At 70.9% G+C, this 16540-nt stretch carries 12 protein-coding genes; 8 read left to right on the top strand and 4 right to left on the bottom strand.

Annotated elements, in window-relative coordinates; all coding sequences use genetic code 11:
- Positions 1-111: 111 nt before the first annotated feature.
- Positions 112-4053, bottom strand: a complete 3942-nt coding sequence (locus ABZ860_RS01810) for a metallophosphoesterase (protein ID WP_357213634.1) — start codon at positions 4051-4053, stop codon at positions 112-114.
- A gap of 368 nt (positions 4054-4421) precedes the next feature.
- On the opposite strand from ABZ860_RS01810, the gene ABZ860_RS01805 reads away from it, so the two are divergent.
- On the top strand, positions 4422-5309 hold the full coding sequence (locus ABZ860_RS01805) for a neutral zinc metallopeptidase (RefSeq protein WP_357213632.1): 888 nt from the start codon (positions 4422-4424) through the stop codon (positions 5307-5309).
- A 113-nt stretch (positions 5310-5422) separates the two neighbouring features.
- Entirely contained in the window at positions 5423-6085 is a 663-nt protein-coding gene (locus ABZ860_RS01800) for a DedA family protein (RefSeq protein ID WP_357213629.1), read from the top strand.
- A 61-nt stretch (positions 6086-6146) separates the two neighbouring features.
- On the opposite strand, the gene ABZ860_RS01795 is transcribed toward ABZ860_RS01800, so the two are convergent.
- Positions 6147-7595, bottom strand: coding sequence for an MFS transporter (locus ABZ860_RS01795; protein ID WP_357213627.1), 1449 nt, complete (start codon positions 7593-7595; stop codon positions 6147-6149).
- A gap of 247 nt (positions 7596-7842) precedes the next feature.
- Between ABZ860_RS01795 and ABZ860_RS01790 the strand changes: the two genes are divergently transcribed.
- From ABZ860_RS01790 to ABZ860_RS01780, 3 genes are all read left to right on the top strand, one after another.
- The gene (locus ABZ860_RS01790; protein ID WP_357213625.1) at positions 7843-9339 is read left to right on the top strand and encodes an MFS transporter; all 1497 of its coding nucleotides are present in this window, start codon (positions 7843-7845) and stop codon (positions 9337-9339) included.
- Between the two features lie 102 nt (positions 9340-9441).
- Entirely contained in the window at positions 9442-10455 is a 1014-nt protein-coding gene (locus ABZ860_RS01785) for a sporulation protein (protein WP_357213622.1), read from the top strand.
- Between the two features lie 228 nt (positions 10456-10683).
- Positions 10684-11022, top strand: coding sequence for a hypothetical protein (locus ABZ860_RS01780; protein WP_357213620.1), 339 nt, complete (start codon positions 10684-10686; stop codon positions 11020-11022).
- A 946-nt stretch (positions 11023-11968) separates the two neighbouring features.
- Here ABZ860_RS01780 and ABZ860_RS01775 read toward each other — a convergent pair.
- Together ABZ860_RS01775 and ABZ860_RS01770 are read right to left on the bottom strand one after the other, a co-directional pair.
- Positions 11969-12337: a hypothetical protein gene (locus ABZ860_RS01775; protein WP_357213617.1), complete on the bottom strand. Its 369-nt coding sequence runs from the start codon at positions 12335-12337 to the stop codon at positions 11969-11971.
- Positions 12338-12473: 136 nt separating this feature from the next.
- Positions 12474-12947, bottom strand: coding sequence for a hypothetical protein (locus tag ABZ860_RS01770; RefSeq protein WP_357213614.1), 474 nt, complete (start codon positions 12945-12947; stop codon positions 12474-12476).
- A 655-nt stretch (positions 12948-13602) separates the two neighbouring features.
- On the opposite strand from ABZ860_RS01770, the gene ABZ860_RS01765 reads away from it, so the two are divergent.
- The 3 genes from ABZ860_RS01765 (at position 13603) to ABZ860_RS01755 (ending at position 16533) form a co-directional block, all read left to right on the top strand.
- Positions 13603-14532 carry a hypothetical protein gene (locus ABZ860_RS01765; protein ID WP_357213611.1) on the top strand — a complete coding sequence of 310 codons (930 nt, stop codon included), beginning with the start codon at positions 13603-13605 and terminating at the stop codon, positions 14530-14532.
- 411 nt (positions 14533-14943) lie between these two features.
- On the top strand, positions 14944-15423 hold the full coding sequence (locus tag ABZ860_RS01760; protein ID WP_357213608.1) for a hypothetical protein: 480 nt from the start codon (positions 14944-14946) through the stop codon (positions 15421-15423).
- Between the two features lie 201 nt (positions 15424-15624).
- Complete coding sequence (locus tag ABZ860_RS01755) at positions 15625-16533, top strand: arginase family protein (RefSeq protein ID WP_357213605.1); 909 nt, start codon at positions 15625-15627, stop codon at positions 16531-16533.
- The last annotated feature ends 7 nt before the right edge of the window (positions 16534-16540 follow it).

Raw genomic sequence — 16540 nt, 5'->3', positions numbered from 1 at the left:
AGGTTTCAAGGGGCCGGGTTTCGAGGGCCGGATTTCGAAGGGCCGGGTTTCGAAGGTAAGGGCCGCCCCGGACGCTCCGCGGCGACGCGGGGTCCGGGGCGGCGATGAGGGTTACCTGCGCGGGAACCAGCGGTAGAGGGGCGAGTCCGGTCCCCACTTACCGGGGCGGCCGTGCTCGTCCTTCGTGACGAAGACGCTCGGCTCGGAGGCGGTCACGCCGCCGCCGGTGGAGCGTGCGGTGACGAACCAGGCGTAGGCCGTGTCGCTCTTGAGACGCTTCCAGGTCACCGAGGCCACCTGACCCGACGGGACCGTGCTCGTGCCGACGACCCGGGTGGGCTTGTAGATCGCCAGCGAGTCGGTCGTGAAGCTCGTCGTACGGGTGGTGAGATCGACCGGCAGCACCATGTTGTCCTCGCGGCCGTCGTAACGGCGCAGCGGGTCGAACTCGCCCGCGCCGAAGTCGTTCAGCAGCGGGGAGTAGGTGTCCACCGTCAGCTCGGCCCGCTTGACGTTGAACTGCAGCAGACGGAAGAAGCTCGCGCCGAACTGGAGCTGGTCGTCAGGGTTGTATCCGCCCACCTGGGTGAGCCCGAGGCGGTCGGCCGAGACCGTGTAGAACTGGTAGTCCGCCAGCAGTTCGACGACGCCCTGGCCGACCTGGCCGACCTTCGGCTTCACGTTCGTGGCCACGCCGTGCTCGTGCCCGGCGAGGATGAGGAAGACGTTCGGGTTCTTCTCGACCACCGTCTTGTAGAGCATCGAGCCGTCCGGCGCCGAGAATCCCGCGCCGCGCCCGTCGGGGCTGGTGCTCGGCACGAGGTAGTCGTGCGAGAGCAGGATGCCGTTGCGGTCGGGGAACCGCTTGAAGACGGAGTCGGCCCACTCGGCCTCCTCCCGCGTGACGCCGTACGACAGGCCGACCACGACGAAGTCCAGCCCGCCGGCGGAGAACAGGTCGTAGTGGTTCTGGTTGTCGCCCTCCTTCCACGGCCCGCCGTACTCGGCGTGCTGCCAGCCCTGCGCCGCCGTCTGGTAGCGGCCGGGGCCGTAGTACGTGTTGTAGATCGCCTGCGGCCCGTCCTCGGTGCCCGACTGGTTGTCGTGGTTGCCCGCGATCACGCCGTTCGGGATCTTCGCCTCGTCCAGGACGCGCTGCTGCTTGGACGACACCTCGAACTCGCCGACGACCTGCCGCTGCGTGGCCTCGTCCGCGGGCTTGCGGATGTTGTTCTCGATGAGGTCTCCGGTGTGCGCGACGTACGAGATCTTGCGCTGGTCCTTGTTGTCCTTGATCCAGTTGACGATCCCGGCGTACGCGGACTCCCACACCGCGCGCTCTTCGGCGGTCTCCTGCTCCACCGCGCCCTCGGAGAGGTACTGCGTGTCGGTGAAGTGGACGATCGAGAAGTCGTACGTGGAGGGGTCGGCGAAGCCGTTCGGGTCACCGGGGTCGATGTCGTCGGCGAACGGGTCCTCGCCCGTCACCATCACGTGGACCTGCTGCCCGTCGACGTACTGGTCGCCGACGACGGCGGTGAGCGCGGTCTGGCCCTCGGCGGCGCCGCGGGAGCTCGTCAGCAGATCCCACGCCCGGGTCTTGGTGTTCCACGCCCGCAGCGACACCAGGCGCTCGGGGTCGATGGCACCCTCCCAGCGCAGGACCGGGGCGTCCGCATGGCCCTTCACCTGGATGTCGTATCGCTGGTAGGTGACGTCCCGGCCGGCGGGCGCGTCGAGCGTCGCGTCGTCGGCGGGCTCCAGCCCGGCGGCCTTGACCTTCTTCTCGCCGGGCACCTCCAGGGTCGTGGGGACGGTCTCGGCCACGCCCTGGAACGCCTGGTTCGGCGTCAGAATGTCGGCTTCGGAGAACGTCGCCTCGACCTCGCCGCCGCCGGGCTCGGCGACCTTCGCCGAGAGCGTGACGGAGCCCGACACGTCGACGGCTCCGGACGCCGGGGTGAGCTCGGCGGGGGCGTCCGGGATGCCGGCGGACTCGAACGAGACCTCCCGGGTAGCGGTGTTGCCGAGCGAGTCCGCGGCGGTCACGGCGAGGGTGTGCGAACCGGGCCGCAGTCCGGGGCCCACCTGGGCGCCCAGCGCGATCGGCTGCCCGTCGAGCGTGACGTCCGGCCCGGACACCACACCGGAGGCGTCCTCCAGCTTGACGTCCAGCACGACGGAGGCGGTGATCTTCTCGCCCGCGGCGGGGACGCTCGTGGCGACCTTGGGCGCCGAGTTGTCGGTGATCAGCGTACGGGTGGCGGTCTCGCCCGTGGTCGAGGTCGCGGCGACGGTGTGCTTGCCGTCCTTGATCGCGGTGGTGTCGAGATCCGCGCTCAGGCCGCCGGCGGGGGCGTCCACGAGGAACTGGAGGTCGATCTCGGTCAGCAGGTTCACGTTGTCGCCGCAGTTGCCGTCGCCCATGCTGTAGGAGCTCTTGAGCATCTGACCGGCCGCCGTGCCCCGCACCGGGGTGAGGGCGATGTTCGAGATCGCGAAGTCGTCGCGGTTGTCGCCACATGACGTGGGATAGGTGCCGGTCACGAAGTCGATCGTGTTCCAGCCGGGCACGAGGTACTCGTTCGGAAAGGTGAAGTCGACCCGCCGGCTCACGAAGTCGCCGTCGAGCACGACCTTTCGCCCGTTCACGAGCAGGTAGTTCTGGTAACGCGCCTCGATCGAGTTGGTGCCGACGGTGAAGCTGAGAGTCGCGTCACCCGAGCCGAGCGTCCGGACGACGTGCACCGCCGGCGCGTCGATCGTGTAGCGCAGTTCGACCTCGCGGAGGGCGGTCTGGCTGCTGCCGCAGGTGCCGTCGCCCAGGTCGTAGGACGGCTTGACGTCGTGGCCCGTCACGGTGGCGCCGTCGAGGGCGAGGCCGAGGTTCGCGATGGTGAAGTCGTCGCGGTCGGCGCCGCAGGACGCCTTCCAGTCGCCGGTCACGACCTTGACCGTGTTGTCGCCGGGCACCAGGAACCGGGCGGGAACGGCGACGGTGACGCGCCGGCCGGCCCAGGTGCCGCCCAGGTCGATGCGCTTGCCGTTGACGAGCAGGAAGTCGTCGTACTTGTCGTCGATCGAGTCCGCGCCCACCTCGAAGCTGAACATCGCCGCGCCGTTGCCCAGGGTGGCCTTCGTCGCGGGTTCCGCGCCGTCGACGGTGAGGGACGAGACACCGCCCGCACCGGCGGCCGGCACGGTCGCGTGGATCGGCGTGGTGCGTGCCACCAGCGTGCCGTCCGTGGGCAGCAGCCGGGGCGCCCCGGCCGGGGCGTTGTTCACGGTCACGGCGTGCTTGACCGTGGCCCCGGACGCGGCCTTGGCGGTGATGGCGTGCTCGCCGTTGGCCAGCGTCGTGGTGTCCACGTCCGCGGCGAGACCCGTGGTGCCCTGCGGGTCGCCCTTGACGAAGAACTTGAGCGTCGCCTGCTTGAGCAGCGCGGTGTTCGAGCCGCAGTTGCCGTCGCCGAAGGACAGTGTGTAGGGGTTGTCCTCCCCGTCCGCGACCTCACCGAGCAGTTCGAGGCCCACATCGGACAGGACGAAGTCGTCGTAGTTGGTGCCGCACGAGCTCTGGATCGTGCCGGCGAAGATCTCGATGGTGTTCTCGCCCTTGACGAGGTGTTCGTTCGGGATCTCGATGGTCGCCCGCTCGCTCACGAGGTCGCCGATGTCGCTCCGGTAGACGCCGTTGACGAGCACGTAGTTGTGGTATCGCGCCTCCGTCGAGTTCGAGCCGACGTCGAAACGGAGCCTCGACACGCCCACCGTACGGGTGGCGTTCAGAGCGGTGCCGTCGACAGCCAGCTCGATGACGCTGTCACCGGCCGCGGCCGGGACCGCCGCGACCTTGACCGTACCCTCGACGTACGAACCGCCGGCGGGGCTGAGGGTGGGTGGGGTGGGGGAACCGGTCGGCGTCGGGCTCGGGCGTCCATGACCCGCTGTCGCCGGGTCCGGGTCGGCGTGCGCCGCCGTCACGACGCCGCTGACGAGCAGCGTCGCGACCAGGGCGATCACGGCGGCTACGGCGAGACGCCCTCGCCTCAAGCCTCCCAGCAGCTTTCTCGCTGCCACTGGCTGCATCAGGTGCAGTCCCTTCCATCACGGTGCATAAAGCGCCGATAAAGCGGCGCGGTCTCGACCGGTCACAGTGGATCTCGCGAGTGAACGACGTGCGTGAAGAGACTGAAGCAAAGACGAATTATCGCCTCATTCTGGTCATTCGTCACAAATCGGGAACGACTAGGTCACAGCGCCCGCTAATTGTGCAAAGCGCGAGGACCTTGCCGGACTTGACGCATATTTATCCCTATATGTCCGATAAGGAGCCTTCTGTCCTCGGAGTGCCGGTGAGCGAGCGGAGGCCGTCGGGGATCATAGGGCGTGGCAGGTCCCGGGACAGGAAGGCGGGCTTGATGGACTTCCGCGACGACGTGGATCTCGACGCGTCACAGGTGGAGGAGGGCGGCGGAGGATTCCCGGGCGGCGGGCTCGCGATCGGCGGGGGCGTCGTCGGTGTCGTCGCCCTGGTCGTCGCCCTGGTCCTCGGCGTCAACCCGGCCGATCTCCTCGGCGGTGGAGGCTCTTCCACGGGCGCGCGGCCGGCCTCGGACCCGGCCTCCCGAGATCTGAGCGAACAGTGCAAGAAGGGGCGCGACGCGGACCAGTCGGAGAAGTGCCGCGTGGTGGGTGTGGTCAACAGCGTCCAGAAGTATTGGCGGGATGCCTTCGCCGAGCGGGGCAAGCAGCCGTACCGCAACGCGCGCACCGTCCTGTTCACCGACGCCGTGAGCACCGGCTGCGGCCAGGCGAGCTCGGCCGTCGGCCCCTTCTACTGCCCGGCCGACAGCCGGGTCTACCTCGACCTGGGCTTCTTCGAGGAGCTGGAGAGGCAATTCGGCGCCAAGGGCGGGCCCTTCGCCCAGGCGTACGTGATCGGTCACGAGTACGGCCACCACGTGCAGAACCTCCTCGGCACCACCCGGCGGGCCGGCGGCGACAGCCAGGGGGCGGACAGCGCGTCCGTACGGCTTGAGCTTCAGGCGGACTGCTACGCGGGGGTGTGGGCGAAGAACGCGGTCGACACGGGGTTCTACGAGAGCCCGTTCACCGCGGCGGACATCCAGGAGGCCCTGGACGCCGCGGCGGCGGTGGGCGACGACAGGATCCAGGAGCGCACCCAGGGCAGGGTGGACCCCGAGGGGTGGACGCACGGGAGCTCCCGGCAACGGGTGAAGTGGTTCACCACGGGATACAAGACGGGCTCTCCCGCCCGGTGCGACACGTTCTCCGGAGCTGTCTGACGTTTTCCTCGGGTACATGACGCTTACTGAGGTTTTCCCGCCCTGAGCTACTGGCGTTCCCCTTGTGACGTGCATTGTGGGGAGACAGTCATCGCGACGGCGGGGGGCATCCGATGACGCAGGGGCTGCACCAGTTCATGGCGGTGGCGGGCCCGTGGGCCTACCTGATGGTCGGGCTGATGGCCTGCGCGGAGACGGCGGCGCTCGTCGGGCTGGTGGTGCCGGGTGAGCTCACCCTGCTGATGGCCGGCTTCCTCGCCTTCACGGGGCAGGTGAGCCTGCCTCTCATGATGGCCGTGGCCGGCGTGGGCGCGGTCGCGGGGGATTCGATCAGCTATCGGATCGGCAGGCGGCTGGGGCCTCGCGTGCGCGACAGCCGGCTGGGCCGCCGGGTCAGCGCGGAGCGATGGGACCGCACCGAGGTCTACCTGCGGCGACGCGGCGGGTGGGCCGTGCTCTTCGGCCGCTGGGTCGGTCTGTTGCGTGCCCTGGTCCCCATGCTGGCCGGCATGGGACGCCTGCCGTACGGGAGGTTCCTCGCCTACGCGGTGCCCGGCGGGCTGGCCTGGGGGGCGGGCACCGTCGGGCTCGGGTACGCCGCGGGCGGCTCCTACGGGCTGGTGGAGCAGGTCTCCGGGCGGGTCGGTCTCCTGGTCGCGGGCGGCCTGGTCGCGCTGGCCGCCGCCGGCCTGGGCGTCCACCGGCTGACCCGGCTGCGGACGCCGGTCGCGGAGTATGCCAGGGCCACGCCCTCCGGCCGTCCGGCGAAAAGGTAGCGCCGCGACCGCCTCACCCACCCGCACGCCCGGCCAGGGCGCCGGCGCCGCGGGGCGCCGGTCAGAGCGCTCGCGGGCCCTGCGCGCCCAGCGGCTCGGCGACGTCCTCCAGTGAACGGCGGGCCGCCTCCACTCCCATGAACCACTGCACGAGCCCGGCGGCGATCATCAGCACGGCCCCGACGAGGTATCCGACGACCACGTTGCCCACGCGGTGGCTCTCCACCAGATGGCCGAACAGCACCGGGCCGACGATCCCGCCGAGGCCGGTGCCGAGCGCGTAGAAGAACGAGATCACCACCGGCCGCGTCTCCATCGGGAAGATCTCCGAGACCGTCAGGTACGCGGCACTCGCCCCGGCCGAGGCGAAGAAGAACACCGCCATCCAGCAGGCGGTGAGCGACTCCGGCGACAGCAGGTGCGCCTGGAACAGCGCGGCCGTACCGAGCAGGAGCGCCCCGGACGTCACGTACGTGCCGGCGATCATCGCGCGGCGGCCGACCGAGTCGAAGAACCGGCCCAGCAGCACCGGGCCGAGGAAGTTGCCGATCGCGATCGGGACGAGATACCAGGGCGTGTCGTCGTCCAGCACGGTGAAGAACGTCGAGAGGACCAGGGCGTAGGTGAAGAAGATGGAGTTGTACAGGAACGCCTGGCCCACGAACAGCAGCAGGCCGACCGCCGTCCGCCTGGGGTAACGGCGCAACAGGGTGGCGGCCACCTCGGTCAGCGGTGTGTACCTTCGCGGGGTGATCCTGATCCTCCCCCGCGGCGGCTCGAGCCTCCGGCCGGCCTGCTCCCGCACCGTCGCCTCTATGTGACCGACGCTCTCCTCCGCCTCCCGCACGCGACCGTGGATCAACAGCCAGCGCGGGCTCTCCGGCGGCGGCGCGAGCCGCCGGACCAGCAGGATCGCCGAACCGAGCAGCGCGCCCAGACCGAACAGCAGGCGCCAGCCGAGGTCGGTGGGGAGCATGCTCATGTTGAGCACCGGGATCGCGATGAGGGCGCCGAGAATCGTGCCCACCCAGAAGGAGCCGTTCACCGCGAGGTCGACCCTCCCGCGCACCCGCGACGGGATGAGCTCGTCGATCGCCGAGTTGACCGCGGCGTACTCGCCTCCGATGCCCGTGCCGGTGAGGAAACGGCACAGGTAGAAGTACCACGCGTCACGGGAGAACGCGGTGGCCACGGTGGCGGCCAGGTAGAGGGCGAGCGTCACCAGGAAGATCCTCGTACGCCCGAAGCGGTCCGTCAGATGGGCGAAGAGGAGAGCACCGGCGCAGGCGCCCGCGATGTAGATCCCGGCGGCGATCCCGATCTGACTCTCGGTGAGCCCGAGTCCGCTGCCCGGCTCGGTGATCCGAGGGCCGATGACCCCGACGATCGTGACCTCGACGCCGTCGAGGATCCAGACGGTGCCGAGACCGAGAAGCACCATCCAGTGCCAGCGAACCCAGGGAAGCCGGTCCAGCCGTGCGGGGATGTCGGTGCTGACTTGCCCGAACATGTCACCCCCTTTCGCAGGATATGACGCCTGCATCTGCCTTCATCAGGAGTGCCGGGGTATGTGGGGCAGCAAGTCCCTCTCGGGGCCTCGGCGTCCGAGCGGGGCCTGCGGGTTTCGGGCGCACAGGCGGGGCCGGGTCCTGATCCGGGACGGCACCGCCGGAGGAGGGATCCACAGCCGCGGCGCCGGACGGCGGTCGCGGGAGGTGGGCGCCCAGGGCGTGATGGTCGTGCGCGGAGGGCCGCCGATGGACAGGGCACCGTTTCGTGACGTCGCCGAGGCCGGCAGTGCCGACCGGGGGCCGTTCTCTCCCGCGGACGCCGACCGGGGGCGGTTCTCACCCGCGGACGCCGACCGGGGGCCGTTCTCTCCCGCGGACGCCGACCGGGGGCGGTTCTCACCCGCGGACGCCGACCGGGGGCGGTTCTCTGCCGCGGGGGGCGGCCGGGGACGGCAGAGGCCCGCGCTGAGCTCGCCACCGGTCCGGATCGGCGACGCCCACGGGCTCGGTGCTGATCTGTCCATGGTCAGGGAACGACGGTTCGCCCTGTTACTCGCCGCACGCACCGTCTCGGTGCTGGGCAGTGGCTTCGCTCCCGTCGCCCTCGCTTTCGGCGTCCTCGCGCTGCCCGGCGCCAGGGCGACGACGCTGTCGGCGGTCCTCACCGCCCAGGCGCTGCCGATGGTGGCCTTCCTGCTCCTCGGAGGGGTCGTCGCGGATCGGATGCCGAGGCACCGGGTGATGACGGCGGCGGAGTCCGTAAACGCGGCGGCCCACATCTGCCTGGCCGCGATGATGCTCACGAGGTGGGCGCCGCTCCTCCCGCTCCTGGCGGCGAGCGCCGTCAGCGGCGTCGCCGGCGCGATGCTGTTCCCGGCGCTGACCGGGATCATCCGCGACGTGGTCCCGCCCGGCCGGCTGCAGACCGCCAACGCCCTGCTCGGGATGGGGACCAACGTCTCGAAGATGACGGGCCTCGTGCTCGGCGGCGGCGCCGTGGTCCTGCTGGGCAGCGGCTGGGTGCTGATGACGAGCGGCGTCATGTTCGCCGTCGCCGCCGTGCTGATCACCATGCTTCGCGGCTCCCCCGCGCAGAGCGCTCGCGGCGCCCACTCGGTGCTGGCCGACCTGCGGGCCGGCTGGCGCGAGTTCGTCTCCCGGCAGTGGCTCTGGGTGGCGGTGGCGCAGTTCTCGATCCTGATGATGGCCGTGCAGGCGGCGTACGGCGTGCTCGGGCCTCTGGTCGCCAGGCAGCGCATGGGCGGCGCTCCCGCCTGGTCGGCGGTCCTCGCGGGCGAGGCCGTCGGCATGACCATCGGAGTCGCCCTCGCGCTCCGGTTTCGTCCCCGGCGGCCCGTCATGGTCGCCACGCTTCTCACCCTGCCCACCGCCCTGCCGTACGTGCTGCTCGGGGCCGGCGCGCCGCTGTGGTCCATCGTGAGCGGGGCACTCGTCGCCGGCGTCTGCTTCGACATCTACGGCGTGCTGTGGAACACCACGGTCCAGCGGGAGATCCCGGGCGAGTCGCTGTCGCGGGTCAGCTCCTACGACTCGCTCGGCTCCCTGATGCTCGGCCCCCTGGGCATGCTGCTGGCCGGTCCGCTGGCCGTCACGATCGGCCCGCAGCCCGCGCTGATCGGGTGCGGCGCGATGGTGGCGTTTGTCTCCATGCTGGCCGTGCTCTTCCCGGGGGTGCGGCGGCTGCGGGTCCCGGACGTCCGCGCCGTGCCGGCGAGATCGTGATCACCGCTGGGCGATCTCCGCCGGCGGCAGGAACCCGGACACGGCGCTTGATCGTTCAGGTGGGCGGCTGACACCTCATCGATCGTTGACAGGGAGAGACACGTGGTCTTCAAGCGGATGCTGGGCGCTCTCGGGGTGGGCGCCCCCTCGGTGGACACCGTACTGACCACCCCGCGGGTCCGGCCGGGCGGCGTGCTCACGGGCGAGGTGAGACTGTCCGGCGGCGACTTCGACGCCGAGATCGAGGACATCACTCTCGGCCTGGTCGCCGGGGTGGAGATCGAGCACGGCGACGGCGAGAGCCTGGGGCTCGGCGAGTTCTCCCGCGCCCGGGTGTCCGGTCCGTTCATCCTGCGCCAGGGCGAGAACAGGAGCGTCGCCTTCCGGATCCCGGTGCCGTGGGAGACCCCGATCAGCGAGATCGGCGGGCAGCGCCTGACCGGCATGGCGCTCGGCGTACGCACCGAGGTGTCCATCGCGAAGGCCGTCGACAAGGGCGACCTCGATCCGATCGCCGTCGAGCCGCTCCCCTCGCAGTTGCGCGTCCTGGAGGCGTTCCTCCAGCTCGGTTTCGCCTTCACGTCGGCCGACCTGGAGGCCGGCCACCTGTACGGCGTACGCCAGGAGCTGCCGTTCTACCAGGAGATCGAGTTCTACCCGCCTCCGCGGCACGCCGGTGTGGTGGGGGAGGTCGAGCTCACCTTCGTGGCCGACCCCGCGGGTCTGGAGGTGATCCTGGAGGCCGACAAGCGAGCCGGCCGTTACTCCGGCGACGCCGTCGGCCGCTTCCGCGTCAGCCACGAGGACGCGGCGCGCATGGACTGGCCCGGGGAGATCGACCGCTGGCTGACCGGGCTGTCCCAGTACGGCGCCCACCACGGCGCACCGTACGGTGGCCACCACGGCGGCCACGAGCACGGTTACGGGCACGGCTATGGGCACGGCTATGGGCACGGCGGTCACTACGAGGGCCACCGCGAGCACCACGGCGGGCCCGGCTGGGGCGCGGTGGCCGCGGCCGGCGCGGCCGGGATCGTCGGCGGCCTGGTGGCCGGCGAGATCGTCGAAGAGATCTTCGAGGGCGACGAGGACGAGGGCGGCGACGGCGACTGGTGACCCCGGCCCGCAGGTGAGAGGGGCGACCTCGTCCGGGTCGAGCGCCGGCCGCGGTCTCCGGGACACGAGGTGACCCGGAGACCGGGCCGGTGCTCGGCGGACCGGCACGGCGGCGAGGGCCCGCGACATTGCCGTCGCTTGATGTGTCGCCGTCCATACGCGTGATCGGCCGGGTTGTAGCGTGACAGCGGTCACAGGAAGTGACATCACGCAAACAGGAGGTTACGCATGATCCGTCGACTGATCCTGGCCGGCGCGGCCTGCGCCGCCGGACTCGTCGTCATGGCGCCGATCGCCGCCTCGGCGGAGACGGCGGCCCCGCGGCAGTCGGCCGCGACCACGCAGGCCGGCCTTCCGGCTCACGCCGGCGACTGGGGACACGGCGGCTGGGGACACGGTGGCTGGGGCCGCCCCTCGGGTCGTCCCTGGCACAGCGGCTACTGGGGCCGCCCACTCGGTTACTGGAGCCGCCCGCTGGGCTACTGGAGCACGCCGGTAGTCCTCGTGGACGGCCTCTACGGCGACGACTGCGGGGCCGACTACTACGTCACCCCCTGCGACGACTGAGCCGCGAGAAGCCAGGGCCGAGCCACCGAGCCACGGCCGAGCCGCGGCGACCGGGGAGCTCATGAGAGATCCCGCCTGAGATCGCAGGCACAACCCTCGATCGAGCATGGACTCGGCGAGGGATTTTAAAACCCCAGGTTGTCAGCAGATTTTGCTGACAACCTGGGGCCAAAGTCGGCCGCACCATCCAGATCTTCGGATACCGTTCGTAGCCATTCCGTCTCTCTTCGTGCATGCCGCGACTTCCTCGATCCGGAGCGTCCGATGAACGGCCACGACAGACCTCGCTCTCCCCGGCGCGCCGGGCGAACACCCTACGGCCCGGGCCGCACGGCCCGGCCCAAGCCGCCGCCGCACGTGTCGCCCCGGCGCGACAGCACCGGCGACGAACCTCTCGGCCGATGCGAGCCGGAACCCGAGCCCTCCCCGATACCGAAGGCCGGACGCCATCGCTCCCTGTCGCGGCCCAAGCTGATCCGTTCGGTGGTCGTGACCGGGGCCGCGGTCCTGACCGCTGTGAGCGTCTGGGCAAGCGCCGACACCGCCCGTCCTGCGCCGGGCTCACCCCCGCTTCCCGGCACCGTGGCCACGACGGTCCCCGCCCCCGATGCCGCGGCCCGGTCCAGCGCCGCTCCGCCGGGCCCCGCGCAGCCGTCCCCCGGCCGCCGGCTCCACTCACGGCACGGCGGGACGGGCCTGCCGACGCGGACCCGGCGGCACCACGACCCCGCTCGTTCATCGAGGCACGCGCGGCCTCCCGCCGCACGCCCCCACCCGCGCACGTCCTGACGTCCGCCGCCTCCTCCCGCCTCACCGTCGGCCGGACTGCAGGGCCGTGCCGTCTCCCCGGCGCTGCCTTCGGCCTCCTCGCATCGGCCGGCGCAACGACGGCAGCCGCCCATCGGCTCCGGCATGTCCGCCTGGCACGTTCCAGATGTGCTGGGGGTCACGTCGCCCGCCGGACGAAGGCGCGGGTGACCGCGGTGCCGGCGTCGCTCAGGAAGGCGGCCAGATCCTCGGTGATGAGGGTCTTTTCGACGACGACCGTGATCTCCTCTGTCGCGAACTCGGCCACGGCGAGCTCATGGCCGAGATCTCCGCTTCTTCTGATGCGGACGCGGAGCGCCGGCATCGGGCGCGCGTCCTCGACGGGCTGAAGCAGCTTCAGCGTCGCCGTGCCGATCTCGTCCATGGGGACGGTCAGCTCGGGGGCGAACTGGCTCTCGTCGACGTAGGCGATGATCCGGTTGCCGTGAAGTGCGTGGTGGATTACTGCCGGGGAGCTATGCAGCAACTGGGCGCGACGGAATTCCACTGATGGTTGCGACGGTGATGACACGAATCATCCACCATATCCTTTCTGTGCAATCACGTCCCCGATCGTTTCGCTGCTCGATGCCACGAAAGTGTGACGCATCAGCACCAGAGAAGGCGACCGTGCATCCGGAAAATCACCTTTCCTCCCTTTCCGGCTCGGCCGCGCTATTGATCACCTGCATCAGTTCGTCGGCGAGGCGTGCGCACTGTTCAGTTGTATAACCCGCCGGCACGCGAAAGATCAGGCGTTCTCCGGGGCCGGTCCGGACATCGGCGATGTCCCACCCGATCCACTGACTGATGGCCAGCGCCTTGACGCTGTCCGGATCCATCTCGAGCCCGGCCGCGAGAGCCTCCAGACGCCACAGATCAGGCATCCGCGACACCCGGCCGCTCAGCACGTCGGTTATCCACTGGGCGGTGAGGCTCTGACCTGCGCTCTTGCTCACCGACCTCAGCGCGAGCGTGCGGATGCTCATCCCCTTGTCCGCCACGTAGTCGCGGATGCAGTCGCTCAGGGGGGTGGGGGGCTGGTCGGGTGTCACGCGCTGCGACGGCATTCGGTTGTCAGCTCCTCGAATCTTTCCGGCCGCGATCGCCACCATCATGCCCGCTAGATCCTGACGACAGGGAGCAAACCCCGACGAAGCCGGGGACCAGTTGTGTCAACAAGATGCGTCATAAAACGCCGACGCGCACAAGATTTATTCGCGAAAACCTTCCGTTTTCACGTGCAGCCGCGCGCTCGGTCGGATTAGAGTGCGACCTGCAGTCGGGACGTCAGCAGAATCTGATGATGAAGTTTCCATCGGAGAGGTTCGCTATGGCGGGAAAGCCACAGATGCATCTTCGGAGCGTGGCGCTCTTGCGCGCCTTGATGATCGGTCGCAGTCACAGCGTGGCCGATTTCGCTCGCCGGGCAGCCCTAACCAGACAGTGCATCGACGGCCTGCTCAAACGAGGCACGTGCCGCCGCACCACGGCGGACGCCATCGCGGCAGCAGCGGGGGTGCGGACTCTCGACCTGTTCCGGCCCTCCGTGTCGTCAAAATCTGCTGACAGAAGCGAGGACTCGTGATCGCGTTACGCGTTTCCGATCCGGGGTCACCCCTGATTCTCGGCGGAGGCTTTCGCGGGGAGTCCGGCTCGAACCGTCTCGACTGCAGTCCCGCGCATCCCGATTCGCCGTCGCCACACCGCCGGCCTCCGGGATGTGTCCGATCCGACAGCAGCACACCTCACGAAAGGAATCGTCTCTTGACGATGAAGAAAGCCCTCCTCACGGGGGCACTGGCCACCGCTGCCCTGATCACTCCCGTGGTGCTGGCCGCCGAAGCCGCGAGCGCGGCGAGCACGGCGTCGCAGGCCACGAGCAGCGTCTCCCGCCCAGTCGACGCCTCCAGGCGCGGCCCGGATCCGCGGGCGGACATCCGCGTCCACCAGTTCGTCCTGAAGGGCAAGACCTACATCCTCCCCAGCTGCCAGTACGTCGTGAACGGCGGGGTCTACGTCTCGCCGTCCTGCGGGGTGGGCCTGACGCGGCCGGTGTACATCCTCGCCGGCCGCACCTACACCCTGCCGGGCGACTGGTGCGACCAGGCCGTCAGCGGTCTGCCCGGCCGCTGGTACGGCCTGCCCGGCTACCAGCTCGGCACCGGAATCCACGAGTACGTCGTGGCCGGCCGCACCTACGTCCTCCCCAGCTGCCAGTACGTCGTCAACGGCGGGGTCTACGTCTCGCCGTCCTGCGGGGCGGGCCTGACGACCCCCGTCTACATCGTCGACGGCCGCCGGTACCCCCTGCCCGGCAGCTGGGGCTGCGACTCGTCCATCGGCCTGCCCGGCCGCTGGTACGGCCTCCCCGGCCGCGGGTTCTGGAACCCGGGCCACAACTGGGGCGGCAACCACTGGGGCGGCCACTGGGGCAACGGCACCTGGGGCGGCCACGGCGGCCCCGGTGGTCCGGGCGGCTGGGGCGGCCACGGCGGTCCCGGCGGCGGCCCCTGGGGCGGCCCCGGTCACGGCGGTCCGGGCGGCCCGGGTCAGGGCGGTCCCGGCGGACCCGGTCAGGGCGGTCCCGGGCACGGGGGCCCCGGCGGCCCGGGCCAGGGCGGCCCCGGTCAGGGTGGTCCCGGTCAGGGTGGTCCCGGCCACGGCGGGCCCGGCGGTTTCGGCGGCTGGGGCCACCGCTGACCGGTCGCCTCGTGTCAGCCGGCGCGGTGAGCGGACACGCCGCGGCGCCGGCGACGACAGCACCGAAATGCTCTCGGCGAGTGCGCGCCACCGCCGAGAAAGGCGAGGGGCGTGGGGGTAACTAGTGGACGTCCCTCGTCCGGTTCGCGGCGGAGTCGCCTTCCGGGTCACCGGATGATCGTTTCCATTCGCGCCCCGCTACCTGGGGCAGGGGCGTGAATGGAGACGCGCCGCGAGAGAGCGGCTGCGACCGGCATCGTCGCAGCCGCTCTCCCTTTTCTCGTCTCACCCGTGGGCCCGTATCCGCGTCCCGGCTCCGTCGCCCCCCACACGGCCGGCGTGACGGCCCGCGCCCGGGCTTCGCCCGGGGACGAATCCCGGTACGGCCTCCGACGAAGGGAACCCCTCCCGATGACTCTGGACTGGTGCATCGAGGTGGCACTGCTGGGCCTGCTCACGGTCTCGGCCTGGCCCCCGCACCGAACCGGCCTTGTCCGGCGGCGGCCGCGCCTGCTCAGCGACGTCGCCGAAGCCGAGTTCGACCAGCACACACGCCTCTACGTACTGACGCACGTCCGCACCGGAGGAACCACCACCACCACGCCGCTCGTCGCCGATTGGGACCAGATCACGACGTACGCCGCACAGTGCTCCAGCGAGATCGACACCCTCTATGTGTGCGTGCTGCACGGCGTGCAGAAGTGGTACTGGCAGTGGGGGCTGATGACGGACGCGCCGGCCGAGGCGAGCGGAGGCAGGCGGGACGGGCGCCTGCGGCACGCGAAGACGTACAGGTGCCGGCAGCGGCTCAACGCGGTGCTGGAGGAACTGGCGGGGCGGCGCACGCCTCCGGTCTGCCGGTTTCGCCGGCGTCCCGGAACCGTCGGGTGATGACGCCCGAAGGGTCGCTTGATCTCGGGGGCGGCGACCCCGTAGGGGGAACGAGCGGAGGGCAGCGGTCCGCTTGACGGCACGGCAGGGTCGCCGAGCACCCGCGGGGGCCTCGGTGTCCGCTGACCGGGCCGCCGGTGGGGATCCGGGCACAGGGGTGCGCCCCTGCCCGGACGGGCATCGGCGTGCGATGATCGGACGATGCTTCCGACCGCGGTCGTCCAGGTGCCCCAATGGCAGGGGTCGAGCGTCGACGACGCCCGGCTTCTCTCCCTCGGCGCGGAACGGCTGACCTCCCTGGTGACGTCCACACTGACGTCCACCGCGCAGTCCGCCGCGCAGTCCGCCGCGCAGTCCGCCGTGCAGTCCGCCGAATCGTCCACGAGGGCCGTACGGGTGCCCGTACCGGACACCGCGGGCGCCGAAGGGGACGGCGTCCGGGCTCTGGACGTCCTCACCGCCGTCGCCGCCCGCACCCGCGCCGCGCTCGCCGAGTGCGGCGCGGCCACGGTCGTCACCGTGGGCGGCGACTGCGGGGTGGAGGTGGAGCCGGTGTCGGCCGCCCTGGAGCGACACGGCGACGGACTCGTCGTCGTCTGGTTCGACGCCCATGGCGATCTCAACACGCCCGGCTCCTCACCTTCGCACGCCTTCCACGGCATGGTCCTGCGCACACTGCTGGGCGAAGGGCATCCCGATCTGGTCCCGCCGCGGGCGCTGCGGCCCTCTCAGGTGGTCCTCGCCGGAGTCCGCGCGCTGGATCCGGCGGAGCTGGCCTACGCCACCGACGCGGGCCTCGCCTGGCACACCGTGCCCGAGCTGACGGCCGACCCCGGTGTCCTGGTCCCGGCCGTCGCCGCCGCCGGGGGCACCGCCGTCTACATCCACATCGACCTCGACGTTCTCGACCCCGAGGAGTTCGGGTCGCTCAGCTACCCCGAGGCCGGCGGTCTGTCCGTCGCGACGCTGCGAGACGCCGTACGCGCGCTGACGGCCCGCTTTCCCCTGGCCGGCCTGGGGATCACCGAGTACGCCCCCCGCCGTGAGGAGGACCAGGCCGTCCTCGCCTCGCTCGTCCCCGCCCTGCTCGCCGGCGCCGCCACCGGGTGAAGGCGGG

It is taken from the genome of Microbispora sp. NPDC046973, assembly GCF_040644495.1.
GTDB lineage: Bacteria > Actinomycetota > Actinomycetes > Streptosporangiales > Streptosporangiaceae > Microbispora.
The sequence above is the reverse complement of the archived record's forward strand: the minus strand, read 5'-3'. Positions and strand labels throughout refer to the sequence as shown.